Here is a 25,284-nt window from a genome sequence, read left to right on the forward strand (position 1 = left end):
TCTTGTTTTTGAGGTTCTACAAACTTGTTTGTCAATGTTCGTCCGCCTGCGGTCATGCCGCACAGGACAAACGGGGGTGTCCAGAGGGGTGCAACCCCATTGGCTCATTAGGGTGTTTTTAGCATGAGCGAAGCGGTGCGTGAAGAAAACGCCCTAATGAGCTATGGCTTTTTGTTTCCCAAAAGCCTGCGGTGGTGTCAGCGGCGATGTTGGCGGACATTGGTTGCTTTTTCTTTTCGCCAGCGACATCGGCTTTCCCTTGTCGGTCGGCAGGACGGAAGTCCGTCCGACCAGCCTACGGATGGCGATATTCACCTTTGTTGCTTTCCCGGCGGACTTGATGAGGGGTGAAAATCCGATGAATTGATGATTGGATAGTCTAATATACTGACAACTAACGCAATAACCTTTCATCAGCGTTTCATCAAACCGCTCGCCAAAAGAAAAGTGATGTGTGAGGCTGCATCCGCTTTCTCTTTTCATCAGCCAAATACTTTTGTTGAGGGTTTGATGAGCATGTAAGTCGCTGTTATTTTTATGTTTACATATACTTTCATCATTTCATCAAAATATCAGAGTGTTTCCAACTGCACTTTGCTTACCGTATAGTAGCGTCCAATCCGTCTGACAGGTGAATAGTGACATTCGTGGTTGTAATCGTATTGGTAGGTGGTGTAAGAAAGCGAATTAGATACAGGAGCCAGCTTCCAACACTCCTGCACCACTTTCCGAACCTGCGACTTCTCCACCTTGACTTGCGAGCAGACAAGCAACGGGATAATGTCATTGAGGCAAAAAGAAACAGAACTGACACCCGTGCTTGCCATGATGTCGAGCAGCAGTTCCGCCATCTCTATCTCCAAACGGTTGCGGTTGCTTCGGATAATCTTCCGCAAGGCATCTGTTTCCAGCTGCTTCGGGTTGAACCACATGCGGCTTTCTTTCTCGGTGGAGAGTTGCCTGTGTTGCAGGAAATGGAGAAAAGCTGGGATTTCCGCTTTCAGCTTTTGCAGGAAGTCTGTATCGTCATTCTTGAGCGGCACAATTTTCCGCACCCAATAGCGTGTCTCGCCAATGTCAATGATGACGGGCAGATGCTCGTTGTTGGAACACAACACGAACTTTGCGAAGAAGCCTATCTCGTCACGGTCTTTTCCTTTCGCCTCTACCTTGTAGGAAAGCGTGGTACTGAGATTCTTCAAACGCTCGCTGTCCTCACGGCGGTTGAGCAATACCTCGTCCACCATGATGAGCAGCTTGCCAGCCCAGTCGGAATTGAACTGGCTGCGGAAGTCCTCGTTGGTATTGAACGTCACGTTGTTTTGGAATACGGCTTTCAGGAAGTTCAGGAACGTACTTTTGCCCGTATTCCGTTCTTCGGACACGAGCAGGAGGATGGGGAGTTTCTGAACGGGATAGAGGTAGAGCAGCTGCAAGTAGTCCATGCCCAACTCGTACTGTTCGCCGAAGATGTGTTCCACCAACGAGCGGATGCAGGGAAAGTCGCCCTCCTGCGGCTGGTGGTTTATCGGCTCGTAGAGGTTGAGGAACTTGCCGACAACGGGCTGGTAGCCCACATGGTCGGGTACGGTGCAGAAGCCGTCATACTTCGGGACACTTGCCATGTAATCCTTGCCGTAGTCCTGCCGCAGGGTCTCGGAGTTCCATGCGATGCGCTTTCTCACATAGCCGCCGTCAATGCGGGGCTGGTCCACAATCTTGTAAAGCGTTGTGCCTACTCGGATGAATGTTTCTTTCTTTTCCATGTTTCAAATATAGGTTTTAGTGCCGCCGACACCCTGTCGGCAGGCGGATTAAACATGGCTGCAAAGCTACGGCATGACGGTTAAAACCTTGATACGTAAAACTATGCAGAACGGCGCAAAAGAAACCGACAAACAAGAAAATGCAGCGAAACGGGCAATGCCAGCCATCAAAAGGTGAAAAGAAAAAGCCCGAAGAAGCAAAACTGCACTTCTTCGGACTGATATGATAGTGGTATGGATGTGTAACCACACGGGCGTATTGACGAATGGATATATTGACGAATAATCGCACCCATTAACATTTACATGGCTGTCTGTCGCTTAACGAAAGCCACAGCATTTGTCTGTCTTTTCGCAAGCACATCCTTTCCAAAAGGGCATTGCGCACCCTTGCGGCATTGGGTGTGTTGATATGGAAGGCAAGTGCAACGACCATTGGCAGGGCATACGCTTCCGCATAATAGCCATTAGGCAGCCTGATACGCGTTTCCACCTCGCAAGATTTCAACACTCCGCTCTTATACACGGATCGGACGGTGGCACGGAGTGTAGGAACGATTACATTGAAAAGTTCCACCAGTTCCATTTCGCTCATCCATACGCTGGCGGCATCGGACGGTACAGCAACCCTGCCGTACTCGTCCATCGTGATTGTTGTCCGTTTCATACCCTGTGCGTTTATATGGCGAAACGTCCGCTTACCTTGCTCTCGAAATCGGATATGTCGTTTTCAAGTTTTTTGTTCGTCACTTTCGCGTAAATTTGCGTGGTGGTGATATTGGTATGTCCTAAAATCTTGCTCACGCTCTCTATCGGCATACCGTAATTCAATGCCAAAACAGCGAATGAATGGCGGCTCAGATGGAATGAAACCGTCTTTTCTATACCGCATCTTTTAGCTATTTTCTTGATGCGCTTGTTCACCATGTCAAGCGAGCCGATATTGAACAGCCGCTTGTCAGTCCTGAACGCTTCATGCCGCTTGATAATCTGCATCGGGATGTCCATCAACTTGATTTGGAACGGTACGCCCGTCTTTTGGCGTTTCGACACAATCCACGATGCACTATTCATTTCAATGATGTTGTCGGTGGTCAGGTTCTTGATGTCCGTGAACGAGATTCCCGTCCAACAACCGAACAGGAACAGGTCTCTTGCCAATGCAAAGTTGGGATTGTCCAGCTTGATTGCACTCAACGCCTGAATTTCATCCTCCGTGAGAAAGCCACGCTCCTTGTGGTCAGGGTCAAGATGGTACATCGCAAACGGGTTTCTCGCTATCTTCCCGTTATAGTGGGCTGCGGTGACGATGTGTTTCAACGGTATGGAGTATACACACACGGATGATTGTTCCAGCCCGACTTCGTTGCGCAGGTACAGGCAGTAGTCACGGATGAAGTCCTCGGTCAGTTCGTTCATCGCTATGTCCGTCCGCTTGTATTTCTTCTTGATAAACTCCGCAACATATCTCCTGACAATGACATATTTCAGATATGTGCGTTTGGAACGGTCTTTGCCCACCCGTTTGGCGAATGCCTCGTTCTCCTTATCAAAGGCACGCAACAATGTTTCATACTCCGTGCCTACACCTTGATAGGCATTGCGTACCATTTCTGCCGTGACAAACGCCTCACGGTCGGAAAGCCGCTGGTAGTGCTTCGTTATCTGCGCCTTGATGTTGTCAAGGGCATAATTGACCGCCACCGCCTCTCGGCTCTTGCCTTTCGCCCTGTTGCCTTTGGCATCCCAAAGTTCTTTTGAGATGCTCTGTTTGCAACTGAACTGTGCGATAGTCCCGTTGATTGTAACCCGTCCCATGATGGGGACAATTCCGTTCTTCTCTTTGCTTCCGTTTACATAAAAAACGGTCTTGAATGTACTCCTCATAATCCTTGCTTTTTGTTTGGTGCAAAATTAGTTTACGGGAGTTGTAAAGGCAGAATGTAAACCTACGCAGAACGCAGAAATAGAGACCGTTAGTGTTAAATGTGCATCAGGTGTCGGGTAATGATTTGGAAGTGCATCTATTTCTGCAATCTGCCTAAATCCGTTTTCCCGACCTTATGCCAATTTGTTCCATCCGAAGCCAAACTCTCTGACTGTCAGCGAGAATGCTCAAATTTGCTTTATTCTGCGTTTTATCCTATTATTTTGTCGAAGAAACACGCCTTGGTATCCCTGCTGACATGACAAACGAAGGCATACGTGGATTGAAACACGAAAAGTCTACATTCTTCCCCGCACAAATCGGACAAGGTAGCACATGGGACAAAGAGCTGGTACGCCGCATCGGGGAAATTACCGGGAAGGAGGCACGTGCACTGGGTTATACCAATATCTATTCTCCTATATTGGATTTGGCACGCGACCCTCGCTGGGGACGTACAGTCGAAACTTATGGGGAAGACCCTTACCTTGTGGGAGAATTAGGTCGACAACAAGTGACAGGACTTCAGCGCGAACGGGTTGTTTCCACACCCAAGCATTTCACTATATATGGAGTTCCAGCCGGCGGACGCGATGGTTATGCACGAACCGACCCGCATGCGACACCGCAAGAGGTACACGAACTGCATTTGGAACCTTTCCGCATCGCCTTTCAAGAGGCAGGCGCGTTGGGCACAATGGTCTCGATGAACGATTACAATGGAATACCAATGAGCTCCAGCTCCTATTTTCTGACCGAATTGATGCGTAAGCAATGGGGATTTAAAGGATATATTGTTTCTGATAGTTGGGGAAACGACCAGAATCAAATTCTCTATCATGTAGCCGGAAGCCCAGAAGAATCGATTGCACAGGAAATCAACGCCGGCACGAATATCCGCACTTACTTTGAATTACCGGAAGATTTCTTAATCCCTTTGCGTAAGGCCGTGAAACAAGGACTGATTTCAGAAGAGACGTTGAATCAGCGCGTGCGCGAGGTTTTATATGTGAAATTCTGGCTCGGTCTCTTCGATGAACCTTGTACGAAAGATACGAAGGCGGCAAACCAGATTGTAAATAACGATGAACATCGGGCAGTAGCGTTGCAGGCCGCGCGCGAATCCATTGTGTTGTTAAAGAACGACGGTATCCTGCCATTGAAAAAAGATTCTGTGAAATGTGTAGCCGTAATCGGACCTTTAGCCGATGATGCCCAATCACTCATGTGTCGTTATGGTTCACATAATCCGCATGTAATAACTGGTTTAGAAGGAATAAAAAACTTAGTAGGCAAAAACACGGAAATTACGTATGTGAAAGGATGCAATGTCCGCGATAAACATTTCCCTGAAAGCGATATCATGTATTTTGAACTGAGCGAAAAGGAGAAAAAAGGTATTCAAGAAGCAGTTATGGCAGCCAAACAAGCCGATGTAGCCATTGTATACGTGGGTGACGATACGCGTACAATCGGTGAATCACGCAGCCGTGTCTCACTGGATTTGCCAGGTCATCAGAAGGAACTGGTACGTGCCGTACAAGCAACAGGTACACCGACTATCTTAGTGATGTTCAACGGGCGTCCCATGACGATTAATTGGGAAGACAAGCATCTGCCCGCCATTATCGAAGCGTGGTATCCAGGTGAATATTCCGGACAGGCCGTGGCGGAAGTTCTCTTCGGAGAAACAAATCCCAGTGGGAAGCTCCCCGTGACTTTCTCGAAGTCTGTGGGGCAAATTCCTTGGGCATTTCCCTTTAAACCCGGTTCAACAGGACGAGGCTTTGCGCGTGTCTCTGGTGAGCTTTATCCTTTCGGATATGGATTAAGCTATACATCCTTCGAATTTAGCGATTTGCACATATCCAGCACAGAAATTGCCGACGGAGACACATTAACCGTTACTTGCAAGGTAAAGAATACAGGCGACCGTGCCGGCGACGAGGTAGCACAACTCTACCTCAACGACGAAGTCTCCTCTATTTCCCGATACGAAAAGGAACTGTGCGGATTTGAACGCGTATCTTTACAACCGGGAGAGGAAAAAACGGTAACGTTCCGCGTCAACCGCCGCGCTTACGGAATGTACAACGCATACAACCAGTTCGTAGTCGAACCTGGTAAGTTTTATCTTTTTGTGGGTAATTCATCACAATCAACACCTTTAAAAACAGAATTCTATGTTAAGTAAATTCTTCATTACAACCTGTTTGTCATTCATCGCGCTGCTCTCAGGGACAGCACAAGAATGGCTGGGCAAATCAAAAACGGAAATCCGCACAGGCATTACGGGAAAAGGCGTTGGCGCCGAAGTACTATCGGAAACCGATTCCACACTAGCATTAAGCTGCGAAGAAGAAGATGAACGATGTCGGAAATTTGATGTCTATTACGAGTTCTCGTTCAAGGACGAAACCTGTACTTCCTATCAACGCATTTTTCCTCTCCATAGTTATTGGGCGATTACTTTGCAAGACCAAATCACATTGGACGAAGGCGAAGGTTCGGGCGAAGAGTTGGACATCGATGGCGAATCGCTTCAAACTGATTACCTTTTTGAAGATTACACACTTCACCTTTCTATCCAAGACGGGAAGTTAATCGCCAGTTTCCAGCTGAAAAAGTAACCGGAAAATGCTCCAGCGGATTTTTCTCACGCTGGAGCGTTTTTACAAAAAAATTTGAGCTGCATCGAAAAATACGCCAGATAATACGAGAGAATAGGCTTTTTTCGTACCTTTGCCCCCATATTTTCTAAAACAAGCATAAACACATGGGTGGTTTTTTTGGTACGATATCAAAATCGGCTTGTGCTACAGACTTGTTCTATGGCACAGATTATAATTCACATTTAGGAACTCGCCGCGGTGGTATGGCTACCTACGATAAGGAGGCGGGATTCATGCGTTCAATCCATAATCTTGAAAATTCTTACTTTCGAACTAAATTCGAAGCTTCGTTGGCCAAGTTTGTGGGAAATGCAGGCATCGGTATCATCAGCGATACGGATGCGCAACCGATTGTCATCAACTCGCATTTAGGTAAGTTTGCGATTGTAACGGTGGCAAAAATCAATAATATTGACGAACTGGAAAAAGAGCTCCTTGCGGCCAACATGCACTTCTCTGAACTAAGCTCCGGGAAGACAAACCAGACGGAACTCGTTGCTTTGTTAATTACACAAGGAAAAGATTTTGTAGAGGGCATCGAAAACGTGTACAACCGCATCAAAGGTTCTTGTTCGATGTTGCTGCTGACGGAAGACGGCATCATCGCCGCACGCGATAAATGGGGACGCACGCCCATCGTCATCGGACGGAAAGAGGGCGCGTATGCCGCTACCAGCGAATCGAGCAGCTTGCCCAATCTGGATTATGAAATAGACCGTTACGTAGGTCCGGGCGAAATCCTTCGTCTGCGAGCCGATAGCATAGAGCAAATGCGCAAACCCAACGAGGGAATGCAGATTTGCTCTTTTTTGTGGGTGTACTACGGATTCCCCGTCTCTTGTTACGAAGGCAAAAACGTCGAAGAGGTACGTTTCTTGAGCGGATACAAAATGGGGCAAAAAGACGAATCGGAAGTGGATTGCGCTTGCGGCATCCCGGATTCGGGCGTGGGCATGGCTTTAGGATACGCCGAAGGGAAAGGGGTTCCTTATCACCGCGCGATTGCGAAATACACGCCCACCTGGCCGCGCAGTTTTACGCCGGCCAATCAGTCGATGCGTTCGCTGGTTGCCAAAATGAAACTCATCCCCAACCGCGCCATGCTCCAGGGCAAACGCATCCTGTTTTGCGACGACTCCATCGTGCGCGGCACGCAGCTTCGCGACAATGTAAAGATTCTATACGATTATGGCGCCAAAGAGGTACACATGCGCATTGCCTGTCCGCCGCTGATTTATGGTTGCCCCTTCATCGGCTTTACTTCCTCGAAGAGCGATTTGGAATTGATTACGCGCCGCATCATCAAAGAGCTGGAAGGCGACGAGAACAAAAACCTCGACAAATACGCTACCACTGATTCGCCCGAATACCAAAAGATGGTACAAACCATTGCCGAGCGATTTGGCCTCAGCTCTTTGAAGTTTAACACGTTGGAAACCCTCATCGAAGCCATCGGTTTGCCGAAATGCAAGGTCTGCACACATTGTTTTGACGGCAGCAGCCATTTCTAACGTCCTGATACCGTTATTTTGACGACTTTTCGAAGGTCCGAAAACGCGGAATTTACCCTCCGCTGCTTCCGGACCTTCTTTTTTCACCCGCCTTTCAACGGAATAGAGCTCAAAAAGGCTGCATCTGATAGAATTGACTACTCAATCTTATTAAACACAAATGAATCTATAGAAATTGATAACTCAATACTTATAGACATGACTGTGTTCGTATAAATTGACTACTCAATTTAAACGAATGCAACCGTGTTCATATAAATTGACTACTCAATATATACAAACACACCTTCGTTTTATCAAATAGAGTACTCAAATGCATTAAAATCAATCTACGTGGCTGTGGCGATGACTCTTTTTAAAGAAATTGTCATATCTTTTTAAAAGAAAAGCCTTATCTTTGCATGAAAGAAACATGGAAAACAAACCAATATAAACGTGGAAAGCTGGAATTTCAGTAAGTTATATACCGAGTACTACAAGCGTGCGTTCCTCTTCGCCAAATCTTATGTGCGCGACGAGATGGCGGCCGAGGACATCGCATCAGATGCCCTGATACGCCTTTGGGACACGTTGAAACAAGAAACGGTAGAACACCCTTTAGCCTTGCTGACCTTCATCCTGCGAAATCAGTCGCTAAACTACCTGAAGCACGAGGCCATCCACCAAGAGGCGATGGAACACATCTCCCAAAAACGAATTCGGGACATCCACTATCGCATCAGCTCGCTCGAAGCCTGCAACCCCGAAGAAATCTTCTCGACCGAAATTACGGAAATCCTGCGCCGCACGCTGGCATCCCTTCCCGAACAAACCCGCCGCATCTTTATCATGAGTCGATACAAGCAGATGAGCATCAAGGAAATATCCGAACAGTTGCATCTCGCGCCGAAAAGCGTAGAATACCATATCACCAAATCCCTCAAGGCGCTCCGCGTGGCGTTGAAGGATTATTTGCCCATCTTTTATTTGTTGTTTTACACGCACCTACACAGCCATTAAAAAAAATTTCGCATTTTCTTTCCTTTTTATTCAGGGATTCCCTCGCTTGAATTGTCTTCTTATATGTAAAAGGAAGAAGAATGTGCATGGAAAAAGATTTGTTACAACGATATGTGGAAGGAAACGTCTCGCAGGAAGAAGCGGATGCAGTCGTAGACTGGTTGGATGCCGACCCGGAACACGTCAGGGAGTTCATGGCATTGCATAAAGTCTATGACATAACGGTGATGAACCAATCCACATTCCCTTCCCCCGAGGTCCACGAAAAAAAGCGACAAGTCCGATTTTTTATAACCGAATTGCTCAAAGTAGCAGCTATTGTCTTGTTGGTGTTAGGTATCCAACAGATTATCGACTACCGTCAGCATAATTCCTCGCTGCTTACCTATCAAACACTTTACGTTCCTGCCGGACAACGAGCCGAATTACTTCTGCCAGATAGCACGCATGTATGGCTCAATGCCCATTCACGGTTGGTCTATCCCGTGACGTTCAACCGCGATATACGTTCCGTGGAATTAGAAGGCGAAGCCTATTTTGATGTAAAACGGAATGAACAAATCCCCTTCTTGGTAAAGACCCCGAAGATGAATGTACGCGTATTAGGAACGAAATTCAACGTCTCGGCTTATGCCGAAGAGGCGGGATTCGAAGTAGCGTTGCTTGAAGGAAGCGTCGAGCTGGAAACAGACGACCAAACAGCTATTTATCAAATGCAGCCAGGCGAACAGGTACGGTACGTAGACGGGAAATATGAATCCAACCCTATCGAAGAATTGGATTATTTCAAATGGAAAGAGGGGCTGATATGCTTCCGCAACCAACCTATCTCGGAAATTGTGGAAAAACTCTCCCTCTATTTCGATGTCCAGATAGAGGTTCTGAACCCAGATCTGCTGAATGAATACTATACCGGAAAGTTCCGCACAAAAGACGGCGTAGAACAAGTCCTGAAAGTATTGCAACTGGAACACCATTTTCAATACGAGAAAGATAACGAACAAAATAAAATAACGATTAAATAAAATGCCTATGAGGAAGGAAACAGAATAAGAATAAAAACCGGACGCTGTTCACACAGCATCCGGCCCAAACAATTATTAACTTAAAAAAGGAGGCCTGCGCCATACGCAGGCAGTAAAGTACAATTAGATTAAATGCAAATTTATGAAAAAGAATTTGGTCAAGGTATCGAAAGCCTTGACATTAACCGAATTTAATATCCCAAGAGTTATGAAGTTAACATCTCTATTTGGATTGTTATGCATTTCTTCTGCTTTTGCGGCACAAGTCAATTCGCAAACTATGCGAGTGAGCATTCACGCAAATCAGAAGCAAGCGAAAGATATTATTAAACAAATTGAAGAACAAACCGATTATCTTTTTGTTTACAATAAAAAAGTAAACCTGAACCATATCGTATCAATCAAGGCAAACAATGAAACGGTAGCAAAAGTTTTAGATCGCATGTTTGCCGGGACAGACATCGTATATGCTGTTCAAGGTAATAATATTTTGTTGATGCACAAAAGCACAACCCCTCAACAAGAAGAAAAGAAAATTATTAGTGGAACCATTTTGGATGCGGCTGGAATTCCGGTAATAGGAGCCAATGTAATTGTGAAAGGCACGACAAACGGTACAATCACTGATATGGATGGTAAATTCTCATTGGAAGTCACAGCGGATGCCGTATTGGAAATATCCTATATCGGATACTCTACGCAGACCATTCTGGTTGGAAACCAAACCAATCTCAACGTAACCCTCCAAGAAGACAGTGAAACATTGGATGAATTAGTTGTTGTTGGCTATGGTACAATGAAGAAAAAGGATTTGACCGGCTCCATGAGTGCTTTGAAAGGAGACGAACTGGCTTCCCGTCGGACCACTCAATTATCAACAGCCTTGCAAGGTGCGACTTCAGGTGTATTGGTGACACGCGATAACAGCGCTCCAGGCGCAACTGCTTCTATTCGGATTCGTGGTGTGACGACAATTGGTGAAACCAGCCCGTTAGTTATTATAGATGGTGTCCCAGGCGATATCAACCAGGTAAATCCTGAAGATGTAGAAAACATCTCCGTACTGAAAGATGCGGCATCTGCGTCTATTTACGGTTCTCGTGCAGCAGCCGGTGTCATTGTGATTACAACAAAGCGTGCAAAAGCAGATGATTTATCATTGAGTTATAACTTTGAGTATGGCTGGGAAATGCCGACTGAACTTCCAGAATACGTAGGAGCACAACGTTTTTTGGAAATGGTAAATGAAACACGCTACAATGACAACAACGCCGGAGGTTGGTATCAAACCTATTCGGAAGATCAAGTAAATAATTGGGTACGAAATCATGCAACAGACCCAGACAATTACCCAATAGTAGACTGGCAAGATGCCTTATTGAAGAGTTCTGCACCACGCCAGACACATTCTGTAAATATATCAGGAGGTAGTAAAGTTGTGAAATCAAAGGCTTCTTTCCGATATGATAAGACAGATGGTTTGTATGAGAACCGGAATTACGAACGTTTCATGGTTCGCGTAAACAACGATATCCAAGTAAACAAATGGATTGCGGCTCATTTGGATGTAAATTTTAATCGCTCGAGCGACGAAACACCTCATGCGAATCCATTAGCTGCTGGTATACGAGCCACTCCTCCTATCTATGCGATCCGTTGGACAAATGGATTATGGGGAGATGTAAAAGATGGCGAAAACGCATTAGCTGTCATAACCGATGGTGGTACTAGGAAAACATGGAGTACACAAGTCGGCGGTAAAGCAGGATTGGATATCACACCCTTTGACGGGTTAAAAATTTCTGCAGTCGTCGCTCCGAATTATTATTTCACCAAAATAAAGAACTTCACAAAGCAAGTACCTTATACTTATGCAAACGATCCCAATACGATTCGTGGGTACATGTTTGGAACTCAAACAACCAATTTAGCCGAAGAGCGAAACGACAACTACGATATCACTTCTCAAATCTTCGCCAATTATGATAAAACGTTTGGTAAACACTCTCTTTCCATCATGGTGGGTTATGAAGACTTTTTCGCTTCGTGGGAAAACTTGACGGCTTCACGTGACCAGTACGAATTAAAAGATTATCCTTATTTAGACGTGGGTCCAGAAACCTATCGAGACAATAGCGGAAATGCGGAAGAATATGCCTATCGTTCGTTCTTCGGTCGTGTAGCTTATAGCTACGACAATCGCTATTTGATTCAGGCCAACTTCCGCCGTGATGGTTCTTCTCGTTTCGCCGCAGATAGTCGATGGGCAAACTTTCCCTCGTTCTCAGCTGGTTGGGTATTGAGCGAAGAACAATTCATGAAGGATTTGAATTGGAATTGGTTGTCTTATTTAAAGCTAAGAGGATCTTGGGGTACGTTAGGGAATGAACGTATTACGGATGTGACCAACGAAGACGATCCTAACAAACAGAACTATTATCCTTACCAATCTGCCATTATATTCGGTTCGTCTCTTTTCTATAATGGAAATACCGTAACCTCTTTGACAACAGCAGCACAACAGGCTTATGCCGTACGGGATATTACATGGGAAACGACCGAAACTTGGGACATTGGTTTGGATGCCCAATTCTTAGATAGCCGTTTGACCTTTGCTTTCGACTATTACCAAAAGCATACGCGGGATATGTTGATTGCCACAGAAATTCCGAGTTTCATCGGCTATGATAATCCGTATGTGAATGCAGGTCGGATGGATACGAAAGGATATGACATCGAAATCGGTTGGCGCGATCAAATTGGCGAATTCAGCTATTCGGTATCTGCAAACTTATCTGATTTCGTTTCCCGTATGGGCGACTTGGGTGGAACAGAATATTTGGGAGACCAAGTAAAAATGGAAGGCAGCGAATTCAATGAATGGTACGGTTATTTGAGCGATGGCTTATTCCAAACGGCTGAAGAGGTTGCCAATTCTCCCAAATTGAATGACAATGTAACTATTGGTGATATCAAATATAAAGATATTTCCGGACCGGATGGCGTGCCTGATGGTATTATTTCTCCGGAATACGACCGTGTATTATTAGGTGGTTCTCTGCCTCGCTATATGTATGGTGTTAATCTATCTGCTTCTTGGAAAGGCTTCGACCTCTCTTTGATGTTCCAAGGTGTTGGTAAGCAAAATGCCCGCATCGCCCGCGAAATGGTGGAAGGTCTGAATGCAAACTGGTCTGGTTTCCCTGAATTGTTGGAAGGCAACTATTGGAGCGTCAATAATACGGCAGAGCAGAATCTGGAAGCTAAATATCCGCGCTTGACCCGCAATAATGTAGAGGCGAATATGGCTATGTCTGATTATTGGTTATTTAATGGTCGGTATGTACGTCTGAAGAACTTGACGATTGGTTATACGCTTCCGACGGAATTGACCAAAAAGGCAAGCATCGATATGGTCCGTTTCTATGTATCGGGTAATGATTTGTTCTGCATCAGCAAATATCCGCATGGTTGGGACCCGGAAGTGAGTGCGACAGGTTATCCTATCACCTCTTCTGTTTTGTTAGGCGTATCCGTTAATTTTTAAATGATGAAAAATATGAAACGAAATAGAAATATCATAATTGCGCTTTTCAGCGGAATGGTTTTATTGTCTTCTTGCCACGATTTGGATTTGAATCCGCTTTCGTATGGTTCCACAGAAACGTGGTATTCCGATGAGACGGAGGTCAAGATGGCCGTAAACGAATTGTATAAAAGTGAATTTTGGACGTTGGACGAAGATGGCGATGCCAGCACGGACTGGTCGGACGATAACATTTATCGTGAAGCATTGACCGATTTCCAGTTGGGTACGTTGACAGGACAGAACTCAACGATTACCACCATTTGGGACAATCAATACAAAGTAATTGCCCGTGCAAACGGCGTCATCCATAAAGCGCAACGGGCTATCGAGAACGGAGCTTCCGAAACAGCTATCAACCAATTGATCGCGGAAGCCCATTTCCACCGTGCTACGGCTTACGCTAAGTTGATGTGCAAATTCGGTGATGTGCCTTTGGTGGAAGAAGATATCGATATCGACGAAGGACTGGCGATGGGACGTACGCCATTGGCAACCGTCAAGCAATTCGTGTACGATGAATATGATTTGGCGATTGCAGGATTGCCTACATCTTATTCAGGCGGAGAGCAACGGGCAACCAAAGGCGCAGCCATGGCATTGAAAGCTCGCTATGCCTTGTATATGGGCGATTATGAGCTGGCCGCCGAACAAGCTAAAGCGGTTATGGATTTGGGCATTTACCAATTGCATCCCAGCTATCGTGAGCTCTTCTTGCAAAGTACGAAGAACTCTTCGGAATCGATTTTCTTGATTCCGCGTTCGATTGAATACGGTATTTACAACAATGCGCAGTATCCGTTGCCCAGAAACGTAGGCGGTTATGGCGCACCAAACCCGACGTGGGATTTGTTGGCGGCTTATGTCTGCACGGATGGTCTTCCTATTGATGAGTCTCCGCTTTTCGATCCGCACGACCCGTTCAAGAACCGCGACCCGCGTTTGAGTATGACGATCGTTCCGTTTGGCGAGAACTGGTGCGGCGTGGAATATAATCCGCATCCGGAAGCGTTACAAGTCATGAACTATAATACCGGTGAAATGATTACGAACAACGATACGCGTGCCAACGCCCAGTATGCTTCTTACAATGGGTTGGTATGGAAGAAAGGTTTGGACGAGAGCTGCTTGCAAAATGCCATGCGCTCGGAGGCCGACCGAATCATCATCCGCTACGCCGACATCCTGTTAATCTATGCCGAGGCAAAGATTGAGTTGAACCAAATCGACCAGTCGGTGTTGGACGCGATGAACGAAGTACGTGCCCGTGCGTATGGCGTGGATAAATCGGCTACGGACCAATATCCTGCCTTCCAGATGGTGAGCCAAGAGGAATTGCGCTCTCAATTGCGTATGGAACGCCGCATGGAATTCCCGAAAGAGGGACTTCGGTACATGGACTTGATCCGTTGGAAATTGATGGACAAGGTGATGACGAAGAAAGTCTACATGATGCTTTATCCCTCTTCTTTGCTCATCGAGAATGTGGTCAATACGGGCGATTGGTTCTGGGCATTCACGCCGGATATCGACGAGAACGGATTGGCGGACTTTACGAAGTTGGAAGCGGCGGGGAAGATTGCCGTCGTGGCCACGAAAAACTGGAACGAACGCCAATACCTCTGGCCAATCCCGACTACGGAAGTGCTGATCAACCCAAACATGAAGCAGAACCCGGGATATTAAGCTAAAACGGGGATACGGGATGTTGCTGCAATTTTGCGGCAACATTTCGCAGCTCGCGAAAGCTTCCTGCAATTTTGCGGCAACGTTTCGCGACTCGCGAAAGCCTCCTGCAATTTTGCGGCAACGTTTCGCGACTCGCGAAAGCCTCCTGCAATTTTGCGGCAACGTTTCGCGACTTGCGAAAGTCTCCTGCAACTTTGCAGCAACGTTTCGCGACTCGCGAAAGTCCCCTGCAACTTTGCAGCAACGTCTCGCATCTTAAAATTAATCCAATTAAAAGGTCTATCACTATGAGGAACATCATCATAGGATTATTTCTATTCCTTTTCTGCCTGTCGGCTTGCAGTCCGCCGGTAAAAGAACCTGTTGCGTTGATTCCCTTGCCGGATTCCGTGCGAATCGAATCGGGTTCATTTCCGCTTGAACGCTTGAAAACCATACAAATGCCCGATGAATGGGAAAAAGTAGGGGAAGCCTTCGCCGAAGACCTGCGGAAACAGTCCGATTTATCGTTATCTTTGTCGGAAAACATAGGCGACATTCGCGCCGAACATAACGATGAATTTCCAAAAGAAGCCTATGTTTTGCAAATTCGAGAGCGGCAAATCACCATCGAGGCGGGCGATAAGGCGGGCGTACACCACGCATTGGCCACGCTTCAGCAACTTGTCTTGAACGCTTCGGAAGGGAAACTGCCCTGCTTGACCGTGCAAGACCAGCCGCGCTTCGGGTATCGCGGTGCGATGTTGGATTGCAGCCGCCATTTCCGGACGGTAGACGAGCTCAAGGAATGCATCCGCCAGCTGTCTTTCTTTAAGCTGAATGTCTTGCATTTGCACCTGACCGATAACCAAGGTTGGCGCCTGGCATTGGATAAATATCCGGACTTGGCGAAGAAAGGAAGTGAGTATAAGGATTTCCCCGAGTTGTCTGGGAAATATTATACAAAGGCGGAATTGAAGGAGCTGGTCGCTTATGCCGAGGCACGGGGCGTGGAAATCATTCCGGAAGTCGACTTGCCAGGGCACAGTTTGGCGCTCTTGGCCGGTATGCCGGAGTTGTCGTGTCGGGGCGGCGTGTTCGAGACTTATCCGGAAGAGCGTCCTTACGAAAAACGGAAACGGATGTATGAGAACATGATTTGCATAGGCAATCCGCAGTGTTTCGCGTTTGTATCTGATTTAGTGGATGCATTGGTGGAAATATTTCCTTCGCCCTATATCCATTTGGGGGGCGATGAGGTCAGCACCAGCGTATGGGAAACTTGCCCGAAATGCCAGGCGTTGTATCGGAAGGAGGGCATGACGGATTACCATCAGTTGCAGGATTATTTTACGAAACGGGTGCGTGAAATCGTCCGGGCAAAGGGAAAGACGATGGTCGGCTGGGATGAAATCAACACGCGGGGCGCAGCTTCGGAAGAGGACCTGCTGACCGTATGGCGCAACGATGGCATCGAACAGCAAAAGAAGGCATTGGCCAGTGGTATTCCCATCGTGATGTGCCCCAAAGACCCGTGCTATTTCGATTTTGGCTATGCCCGCAATTCCACGCGTAAGGTGTATGAATGGGAGCCTATCGCGAAAGATACGCCGGAGGAAAAGCGTCACTTGGTGAAAGGTGGGCAAGGATGCTTGTGGACGGAGTTCGTGGTTTCCCAAGCGGAGGTGGAACGGATGTTGTATCCACGTCTCTGTGCGTTGGCCGAAGTCTTGTGGTCGAAGCCGGAGAAGCGGGATTGGGTGGATTTCTTCCAGCGTCTACATATATATAATAAGGTATGGGAGAAATTGGACATAGCCTATTATCCGGGCGACGCGCTGGACGAGCAATGGTTCCTCCCGGCAGGGGATTCGATCCAACTCCTCCAACCGGCAAAAGTACAGACCGATATGTCGGCGGCTTGGGGCGGATACAATCCGGAATATGTGTTCGATGGTGATTTGAACACCTTCTTCTCTACCTCCTACGCGCCGCAAAAGGGGAATTACTTGACGCTTACGCTGGACGAGCCGAAGGAAGTACACGCCATCCGGGTCGTTTGCGATGATTCGAAGGAATACCTCTCGGAAGCAGACTTGTTAATAAGCGCCGATGGTCAGCATTTCCGGAAAGTGGCCTCGTTTACGGAGGACGGGAAGGCTGAGGTGAAGCTCAAGGGCGAATCCATCCAAGCCGTGAAGATCGAGGTGACGGCACCTCACTTCTCCCGCTTGACGATTCGCGAGATTATATTAGAATGAAGTATATTTTAAATGTTTAGATTATGAAAATACGGATATTGTTTTTAGGACTTCTTTGTGCGTTGGGCATCGCCTCTTCGAAGGCGGCTTCGGTGTTTGTCGAGGCGGAGAGTTTTGCACACAAAGGGGGTTGGAAAGTGGACCAGCAGTTTATGGATCAGATGGGGTCGCCCTATCTGTTGGCACACGGACTGGGTACACCGGTCGAAGATGCCTATACGAATGTGACGTTCCCTGAAAAAGGGACTTATTATGTATATGTGCGTACCTACAATTGGACTTCCCCTTGGAAAAAAGGCGAAGGACCTGGAAAATTCACCCTGTCGGTCGACGGCAAAGAGTTAGTGGCTCCACTGGGTGCCGATGGCGCTGCTTGGATGTGGCAAATCGCAGGTAAAGTGTCCGTAAAGCAAGGAACCGCAGAAATACGCTTACACGATTTGACCGGATTCGACGGGCGGTGTGATGCGATTTATTTCACAACCGACGAACAGCAGATGCCTCCTTCGGACGTAGGCGAACTGGCGGCTTTCCGCCACCAGGCTTTGGGCTTGCCGGAGGTGGCTCCGCTGGCAGGGAAATATGACTTGGTCGTAGTGGGTGCGGGTATTGCCGGAATGAGTGCGGCAGTATCAGCGGCACGTCTGGGTTGCAAGGTGGCATTGATAAATGACCGTCCGGTCGTTGGCGGCAACAACAGTTCGGAAATCCGCGTGCATCTGGGCGGACGTATCGAACAAGCCCCTTACAAAGAGTTGGGTGGCCTGCAGAAAGAATTTGGACCCAGCCAAGGGGGAAATGCCCAGCCTGCAGCCATTTACGAAGACCAAAAGAAACTGGATTGGCTGGCTAAAGAAAAGAACGTCACGCTCTTTTTGAATTACCGGGCTATAAGCGTCACGAAAGAGGGCGACCGGATTTCTTCTGTTTTGGTCAAACACATCGAAAATAGCCAAGAACTACGCTTCGAGGCACCGCTCTTTGCCGACTGTACAGGCGATGGCACGATTGGCTACCTGGCCGGAGCTGATTACCGGATGGGACGCGAAGGCCGAGACGAGTTTGGCGAAGAGATTGCACCCGAGAAGGCCGACAAGATGACGATGGGCGCCTCCGTCCAGTGGTATTCGGTAGATGCGGGCTCTCCTCAGGCTTTCCCCGATTTCGAGTATGGCGTAACGTTCGACGAAGAGAATTGCGAGAAGGTCATGATGGGCGAATGGACTTGGGAAACAGGTATGAACTTCGACCAAATCAACGATTTCGAGCGCATCCGCGATTATGGCATGTTGGTCGTCTACTCGAATTGGAGTTATCTGAAGAATCGGATGAAGGAGAATAGCCCGTATAAGGACCGCAAACTGGAATGGGTGGCTTATATCGCTGGCAAACGGGAATCGCGCCGCTTGATGGGAGATTATATCTTGAAGGAAGACGACCTCACGAAAGAGGTGGCACACGAAGATGCCTCGTTCATCACCACGTGGAGCATCGACCTCCATAAGCCCGACCCCGCCAATAGCGAAGACTTTCCCGGGAATGAGTTCAAAGCTGTCACGAAGCACGTGATGATTCGCCCGTATGCCGTGCCTTATCGTTGCCTTTATTCGCGCAATGTGAATAATCTCTTCATGGCGGGGCGTAACATCAGCGTGACGCACGTGGCTTTAGGTACGGTCCGCGTCATGCGCACCACGGGCATGATGGGTGAAGTCGTGGGCATGGCCGCCTCGATTTGCAAGAAATATAACATCTTGCCCCGTGCCGTCTATCAGTCTCATTTAGAAGAACTCAAAGGATTGATGCGGACGGGCGTGAACGAAAAAGGTCTACCCAACAACCAACGTTACAACGAAGGTGGGACGCTCTAACGTTCCTATATCTTTATACACTATACGACACGAGGCTTCCCGTCTATCTGAAACGGGAGGCCTTTTTTGCATTATTCAATATCAACCCTACCATAGTAGGGTGTAGACACCCCAATAGGGTGGAGTATAGGCACTACACTACGGTAGGGTGCATGCACCCCATTATGGTAGGGTATGTTATCTCCTTTCTCCAGGTTGCCTTTATACGGGAGCAAATGAGGGGGCGAACAGGCCTTTTACACAGGGATGGATGTTTTATCGAGGCATTCCCTTGGCTATTCGGAATCGAATCGCTATCTTTGAGCGTCATTTAGCAAAAAAGAAAACAATATGGACGAACAAATCAAACAAATAGCAGAGCGATTGCGCGGTTTGCGCGACGCATTGGAGCTTTCGCCCGAAGAGGTGGCGAAGGCGTGCCAACTCTCAACAGAGGAATATTTGCAGATGGAAAGCGGGACGGTGGATATCTCGGTGAGCGTGTTGCATCAGATTGCCCAGACGTATGGCGTAGAGCTGACCACGTTGATGTTTGGCGACGAACCCAAGATGAGCAGCTATTTCGTAACGCGCAAGAACAAGGGCGTGGCCGTAGAACGGGTAAAAGCCTATAAGTACCAATCCCTTGCCGCCGGGTTCGCGCATCGCAAAGGAAACCCATTCCTCGTGACGGTACACCCGAAACCCGAAGGGACGCCCATCTACCGGAACACGCACCCAGGACAGGAGTTTAATTATGTGCTCCAAGGCCGTATGTTGATCGAAGTGAACGGCAAACAGTTGATATTAGAAGAGGGCGACAGCATTTATTTCGACTCCGAACAACCGCACGGCATGATGGCGTTGGACGGCGAAAAGGTTTGTTTCTTGGCAATCATATTATAATTAAAGAAGATTTATGTTAGAAAGATTCGTTGAACAGACTTCTTTTACTTCACAAGAAGATTTTAAGAAGCATTTAAAAATAAAGGTACCGGAGAACTTCAACTTCGGGTACGACGTGGTAGATGCTTGGGCAGCAGAAGAACCCGAGAAGAAAGCATTGGTATGGACGAACGACAAGGGAGACCATATCGACTTCACCTTCGCGGAAATGAAACGTTATACAGACCAGACCGCAGCCTATTTCCAATCCCTCGGCATCGGGCGGGGCGACATGGTCATGTTGATACTGAAACGTCGCTATGAGTTTTGGTTCTCGATTATCGCCCTGCATAAACTGGGGGCGGTCGTGATTCCGGCCACCCACCTCTTGACCAAGAAAGATATTATCTACCGGGCGAATGCGGCCGATATCAAGATGATTGTCTGCGCAGGCGAAGAGGTGATTACGACCCATATCCAAGATGCCATGCCCCAGTCGCCCACGGTCAAGGCGTTGGTATCAGTCGGTCCGTATGTACCGGAAGGATTCCATGATTTCCATAAAGAATGGGAGCAGGTATCCCCCTTCCAGCGCCCCGCGCATCCAAACAGCAACGACGATATCTCCTTGCTGTACTTTACTTCCGGAACAAGCGGCGAACCCAAGATGGTCGCACACGATTTCACCTATCCGCTGGGACATATCGTGACGGGATGCTATTGGCACAACCTCCACAAAGATAGTCTCCACCTGACCATTGCGGATACGGGTTGGGGGAAAGCCGTATGGGGAAAGCTCTATGGGCAATGGATTGCAGGCGCGACGGTATTCGTATATGACCACGAGAAATTCACCCCGGCCGATATGCTCCGGATGATTCAGGATTATAAGATTACATCACTTTGCGCGCCGCCTACCATCTTCCGTTTTCTGATTCGCGAAGACCTCACGAAATATGACCTTTCCTCTCTGCAATACTGCACGATAGCGGGCGAGGCATTGAACCCCGCAGTCTTTGATACGTTCTATAAGCTGACGGGTATCAAGCTGATGGAAGGATTCGGACAAACGGAAACCACGTTGAGTATCGCTACGTTCCCTTGGATGGAACCGAAACCCGGCTCTATGGGCGTACCTAACCCACAATATCAGGTGGATTTACTCCGGGCAGACGGGACGCCGGCCGAGGATGGCGAACAGGGACAAATCGTTATCCATACGGAGAATGGCAAACCCCTCGGCCTCTTTAAGGAATATTACCGGGATGCGGCCAAGACGCGCGAAGCTTGGCACGACGGGTTGTATTATACGGGTGATGTCGCTTGGCGAGATGAAGATGGCTATTTCTGGTTCGTGGGACGTGCGGATGATGTGATTAAAAGTTCCGGTTATCGTATCGGCCCGTTCGAGGTCGAGAGCGCTTTGATGACCCACCCGGCCGTAGTAGAATGTGCCATTACGGGAGTTCCGGATGAAATACGCGGGCAAGTGGTCAAGGCTACCATAGTATTGGCAAAAGACTATAAGGATAAAGCAGGCGAAGACTTAATTAAGGAATTACAGAACCACGTCAAGCGCGTCACGGCTCCTTATAAATATCCCCGTGTCATCGAGTTTGTCGACGAATTGCCAAAGACCATTAGCGGGAAAATACGAAGAGTAGAAATCAGGAATAAAGATAACAAATAAGCAAACCAATATGAGACATTTCACTTGTGTACAAGACTTAGGCGACCTAAAGCAGGCACTCCGCGAGGCGTTTGAGATAAAGAAAGACCGTTTCCAATTCACAGAGCTGGGGAAAAACAAGACCTTGCTCATGGTGTTCTTCAATTCCAGCCTCCGTACGCGCCTTTCTACGCAAAAAGCAGCGATGAATTTAGGTATGAATACCATCGTTTTGGATGTGAACCAAGGTGCATGGAAGCTCGAGACCGAGCGGGGCGTAATTATGGATGGGGATAAATCAGAACATCTCCTGGAAGCTATCCCGGTGATGGGGTGCTATTGCGATATCATCGGTGTACGCTCTTTCGCCCGCTTTGAGAATAAGGAAGATGATTACACGGAGAAGATACTAAACCAGTTCATCCAATATTCCGGTCGGCCGGTATTCAGCATGGAAGCCGCCACGCGCCATCCGCTTCAGAGTTTTGCCGATTTGATTACCATCGAAGAGTATAAGAAGACAGAGCGTCCGAAGGTCGTAATGACATGGGCTCCACACCCCAAAGCACTCCCACAAGCTGTACCGAATAGCTTTGCCGAATGGATGAATGCTACGGATTATGAGTTTGTCATCACCCATCCGGAAGGGTATGAATTAGATCCGAAGTTCGTAGGTCATGCCCGCGTAGAGTATGACCAAAAGAAAGCCCTCGAAGGCGCAGACTTTGTCTATGCCAAGAATTGGGCGGCTTACAAAGATCCAAACTACGGAAAAGTAATCAACATGGATCGTTCTTGGACGGTAGATACGGAAAAGATGGCGCTCACAAACAATGCCTACTTTATGCATTGCCTTCCGGTACGTCGAAACATGATTGTGACGGATGATGTAATTGAAAGTCCACAAAGCATCGTGATTCCCGAAGCTGCCAACCGCGAAATCTCCGCCCAAACGGTATTGAAGAAGATACTGGAAGGTTTACAATAAAAGAAAGAAATATTTATTGCTTGCCATCCTCTGCATAGGTTGGCAAGCTGTTCTTCCTTACCCAAGCGCGCTGATAACTCTTCTCGCGTTGATTTATACGGACATTTCTTATTAACCACAAATGAACAAGCCAAGTTCTTTATCTACTCCTCCGCTCCTTTTCTTGAAATTAAAACGAATCAACGCGTTTACATGCTTAATTCATCTGACTCAGCGAAGACCTTACAATATTATAAAAAGATACAAAACACGATGAAATGATCGTCCCATACGTTCACTCATTCGATTTCCCTTTAGAAAAACTTATTTTAGCGGGAGGAAAACTTCCCTTCCCGCCTACAATTTCTCTAAACATCGACTACATTTCTTTATCTTTAGACTAAAGATATACAAATATCGACGATACGTGTACAAACATCGTCGATATTTAGAGAAAACATAGGCTAGAAAAGATGTTTTCTTCGGCATCTTTTCCTCTTTTCTCCCCTATTTTTGATGTTTATCTCGAAACTCCTCCCTATATTTGTCGTCGTATAGAAATCGAATCATATAATGAGTCCCATAAAAAGGCCGATGCGAATCGCCCGAACGTTATTTATTAGTGAATGGATAGCGGAAGGGGGACCAAAAGGTTTCTCTTCCGCGTTTTTCTATCGTCCTTGAAAAAGAAAGCACAGAAACTTGCCTATCCTTGCACCAACTATGCCGGATTTTTTGTAAGTTTGTCCGTTCTTACAAAAGAAACCAATAATAATTTAAACGTATCATATTATGGCAACAACACCAGAATTCAAGTATCAACCGATGTTTGAGCACGGGAAAGATACAACTGAGTACTATTTGCTTACGAAAGATTATGTATCGGTATCGGAATTCGAAGGAAAGCCGATCCTGAAAATCGCGAAAGAGGGTTTGACCGCTATGGCCAATGCTGCCTTCCACGATGTATCCTTCATGCTTCGCCGTTCGCACAATGAACAGGTCGCTAAGATCTTGAGCGATCCGGAAGCAAGCGAGAACGACAAATACGTAGCGCTTACATTCTTGCGCAACGCTGAAGTAGCCGCTAAAGGCATTCTTCCTTTCTGCCAAGATACAGGTACGGCTATTATCCACGGAGAAAAGGGACAACAGGTTTGGACCGGTTACTGCGACGAAGAGGCGCTTTCGCTGGGTGTGTACAAGACTTATACAGAAGAGAACCTGCGCTATTCGCAAAACGCTCCACTCTCGATGTATGAAGAGGTGAACACGAAATGCAACCTCCCGGCACAAATTGATCTTGAAGCTACCGAAGGCATGGAATATCGCTTCCTTTGCGTTACAAAGGGAGGTGGTTCGGCCAATAAGACTTATCTTTACCAAGAAACAAAAGCTATCCTAAACCCGGAAACTTTGGTTCCGTTCTTGGTAGAAAAGATGAAGACATTAGGTACGGCAGCTTGTCCTCCTTATCATATCGCATTCGTTATCGGAGGAACTTCGGCTGAAAAGAACTTGTTGACCGTGAAGCTCGCTTCTACCCATTATTACGACGAATTACCTACAACCGGAAACGAATACGGACGGGCTTTCCGCGACGTGGAACTAGAAAAGAAAGTATTGGAAGAAGCGCATAAGATTGGACTCGGCGCTCAGTTCGGAGGTAAATATTACGCGCACGATGTACGCATCATCCGCCTTCCGCGCCACGGAGCCTCTTGTCCTGTAGGTTTGGGAGTGTCTTGCTCGGCAGACCGTAATATTAAATGTAAAATCAACCAAGACGGTATCTGGATTGAGAAGTTGGATGCTAATCCAGGCGAATTGATTCCGGAAGAATTGCGTCAAGCTGGCGAGGGCAATGCCGTGAAGATTGATTTGAATCGTCCGATGAGTGAAATCCTGGCTGAGTTGGATAAATATCCGGTAGCAACTCGTTTGTCATTGAACGGAACTATCATCGTGGGTCGTGACATCGCTCATGCTAAACTGAAAGAACGTCTGGATAGAGGCGAAGACCTTCCGCAATACATCAAAGACCATCCGATTTATTATGCTGGCCCGGCTAAGACTCCGCAGGGTATGGCTTGTGGTTCCATGGGACCGACCACGGCAGGCCGTATGGACCCGTATGTTGATTTGTTCCAAAGCCATGGCGGCAGCATGATTATGTTGGCAAAAGGAAACCGAAGCCAGCAAGTGACCGACGCATGCAAGAAGCATGGCGGTTTCTATTTAGGTTCGATTGGAGGCCCGGCCGCTATCTTGGCTCAAAACAATATCAAGAGCATCGAATGTGTAGAATATCCAGAACTCGGCATGGAAGCTATCTGGAAGATTGAAGTAGAAGACTTCCCAGCATTCATCTTGGTAGATAATAAGGGGAACGATTTCTTCAAGCAGATTCAATCCCGGTGTACGGATTGTAAATTAAAGTAACTTCCCTTTTTAATTGAAAATGGAAAGTTGAAAATTGAAATTGGTTGGTCTTTTTC

17 protein-coding genes are annotated in these 25,284 nt (G+C 47.2%); 13 read left to right on the forward strand and 4 right to left on the reverse strand.

Annotated features, from left to right (window positions below; all coding sequences use genetic code 11):
• Window positions 1–153: 153 nt before the first annotated feature.
• The 4 genes from B5F77_RS12435 to B5F77_RS12450 all read right to left on the reverse strand — a co-directional run bounded on the left by B5F77_RS12435 (window position 154) and on the right by B5F77_RS12450 (window position 3,653).
• Window positions 154–483, reverse strand: coding sequence for a hypothetical protein (locus tag B5F77_RS12435; protein ID WP_140392878.1), 330 nt, complete (start codon window positions 481–483; stop codon window positions 154–156).
• Between the two features lie 89 nt (window positions 484–572).
• Window positions 573–1,766 (reverse strand): DUF5906 domain-containing protein, encoded by a 1,194-nt coding sequence (locus B5F77_RS12440; protein WP_072530732.1) that lies wholly within the window; start codon window positions 1,764–1,766, stop codon window positions 573–575.
• Between the two features lie 295 nt (window positions 1,767–2,061).
• Window positions 2,062–2,433, reverse strand: coding sequence for a hypothetical protein (locus B5F77_RS12445; protein ID WP_072530733.1), 372 nt, complete (start codon window positions 2,431–2,433; stop codon window positions 2,062–2,064).
• Between the two features lie 11 nt (window positions 2,434–2,444).
• Entirely contained in the window at window positions 2,445–3,653 is a 1,209-nt protein-coding gene (locus tag B5F77_RS12450) for a site-specific integrase (protein WP_087331225.1), read from the reverse strand.
• A gap of 224 nt (window positions 3,654–3,877) precedes the next feature.
• Here B5F77_RS12450 and B5F77_RS12455 point away from each other — a divergent pair, with 224 nt between their 5' ends.
• The 13 genes from B5F77_RS12455 to B5F77_RS12515 all read left to right on the forward strand — a co-directional run bounded on the left by B5F77_RS12455 (window position 3,878) and on the right by B5F77_RS12515 (window position 25,228).
• On the forward strand, window positions 3,878–5,887 hold the full coding sequence (locus B5F77_RS12455; RefSeq protein ID WP_087331227.1) for a glycoside hydrolase family 3 C-terminal domain-containing protein: 2,010 nt from the start codon (window positions 3,878–3,880) through the stop codon (window positions 5,885–5,887).
• Window positions 5,877–6,323: a hypothetical protein gene (locus tag B5F77_RS12460; RefSeq protein ID WP_087331229.1), complete on the forward strand. Its 447-nt coding sequence runs from the start codon at window positions 5,877–5,879 to the stop codon at window positions 6,321–6,323. The genes B5F77_RS12455 and B5F77_RS12460 overlap by 11 nt, the downstream gene beginning before the upstream one ends.
• 146 nt (window positions 6,324–6,469) lie before the next feature.
• Complete coding sequence (locus tag B5F77_RS12465) at window positions 6,470–7,876, forward strand: amidophosphoribosyltransferase (RefSeq protein ID WP_087331231.1); 1,407 nt, start codon at window positions 6,470–6,472, stop codon at window positions 7,874–7,876.
• Window positions 7,877–8,311: 435 nt separating this feature from the next.
• On the forward strand, window positions 8,312–8,875 hold the full coding sequence (locus B5F77_RS12470) for an RNA polymerase sigma-70 factor (RefSeq protein ID WP_087331233.1): 564 nt from the start codon (window positions 8,312–8,314) through the stop codon (window positions 8,873–8,875).
• 86 nt (window positions 8,876–8,961) lie between these two features.
• A complete protein-coding gene (locus B5F77_RS12475; RefSeq protein WP_087331235.1) occupies window positions 8,962–9,900 on the forward strand; it encodes a FecR domain-containing protein in 939 nt (312 codons plus the stop codon).
• Between the two features lie 142 nt (window positions 9,901–10,042).
• Complete coding sequence (locus tag B5F77_RS12480; protein WP_162607996.1) at window positions 10,043–13,447, forward strand: TonB-dependent receptor; 3,405 nt, start codon at window positions 10,043–10,045, stop codon at window positions 13,445–13,447.
• Between the two features lie 12 nt (window positions 13,448–13,459).
• A complete protein-coding gene (locus B5F77_RS12485; RefSeq protein WP_087331265.1) occupies window positions 13,460–15,172 on the forward strand; it encodes a RagB/SusD family nutrient uptake outer membrane protein in 1,713 nt (570 codons plus the stop codon).
• A 290-nt stretch (window positions 15,173–15,462) separates the two neighbouring features.
• Window positions 15,463–17,415 carry a family 20 glycosylhydrolase gene (locus B5F77_RS12490; protein ID WP_087331237.1) on the forward strand — a complete coding sequence of 651 codons (1,953 nt, stop codon included), beginning with the start codon at window positions 15,463–15,465 and terminating at the stop codon, window positions 17,413–17,415.
• 23 nt (window positions 17,416–17,438) lie between these two features.
• Window positions 17,439–19,286, forward strand: coding sequence for an FAD-dependent oxidoreductase (locus tag B5F77_RS12495; protein ID WP_087331239.1), 1,848 nt, complete (start codon window positions 17,439–17,441; stop codon window positions 19,284–19,286).
• A 330-nt stretch (window positions 19,287–19,616) separates the two neighbouring features.
• Complete coding sequence (locus tag B5F77_RS12500) at window positions 19,617–20,171, forward strand: XRE family transcriptional regulator (protein ID WP_087331241.1); 555 nt, start codon at window positions 19,617–19,619, stop codon at window positions 20,169–20,171.
• A gap of 13 nt (window positions 20,172–20,184) precedes the next feature.
• Window positions 20,185–21,840 (forward strand): AMP-binding protein, encoded by a 1,656-nt coding sequence (locus tag B5F77_RS12505; RefSeq protein WP_087331243.1) that lies wholly within the window; start codon window positions 20,185–20,187, stop codon window positions 21,838–21,840.
• Window positions 21,841–21,850: 10 nt separating this feature from the next.
• Window positions 21,851–22,807: an N-acetylornithine carbamoyltransferase gene (locus tag B5F77_RS12510; protein ID WP_087331245.1), complete on the forward strand. Its 957-nt coding sequence runs from the start codon at window positions 21,851–21,853 to the stop codon at window positions 22,805–22,807.
• A gap of 771 nt (window positions 22,808–23,578) precedes the next feature.
• On the forward strand, window positions 23,579–25,228 hold the full coding sequence (locus B5F77_RS12515; RefSeq protein ID WP_087331247.1) for a fumarate hydratase: 1,650 nt from the start codon (window positions 23,579–23,581) through the stop codon (window positions 25,226–25,228).
• Window positions 25,229–25,284: the final 56 nt, after the last annotated feature.

The sequence above is a fragment of the Parabacteroides sp. An277 genome (assembly GCF_002159645.1).
Lineage (GTDB): Bacteria > Bacteroidota > Bacteroidia > Bacteroidales > Tannerellaceae > Parabacteroides.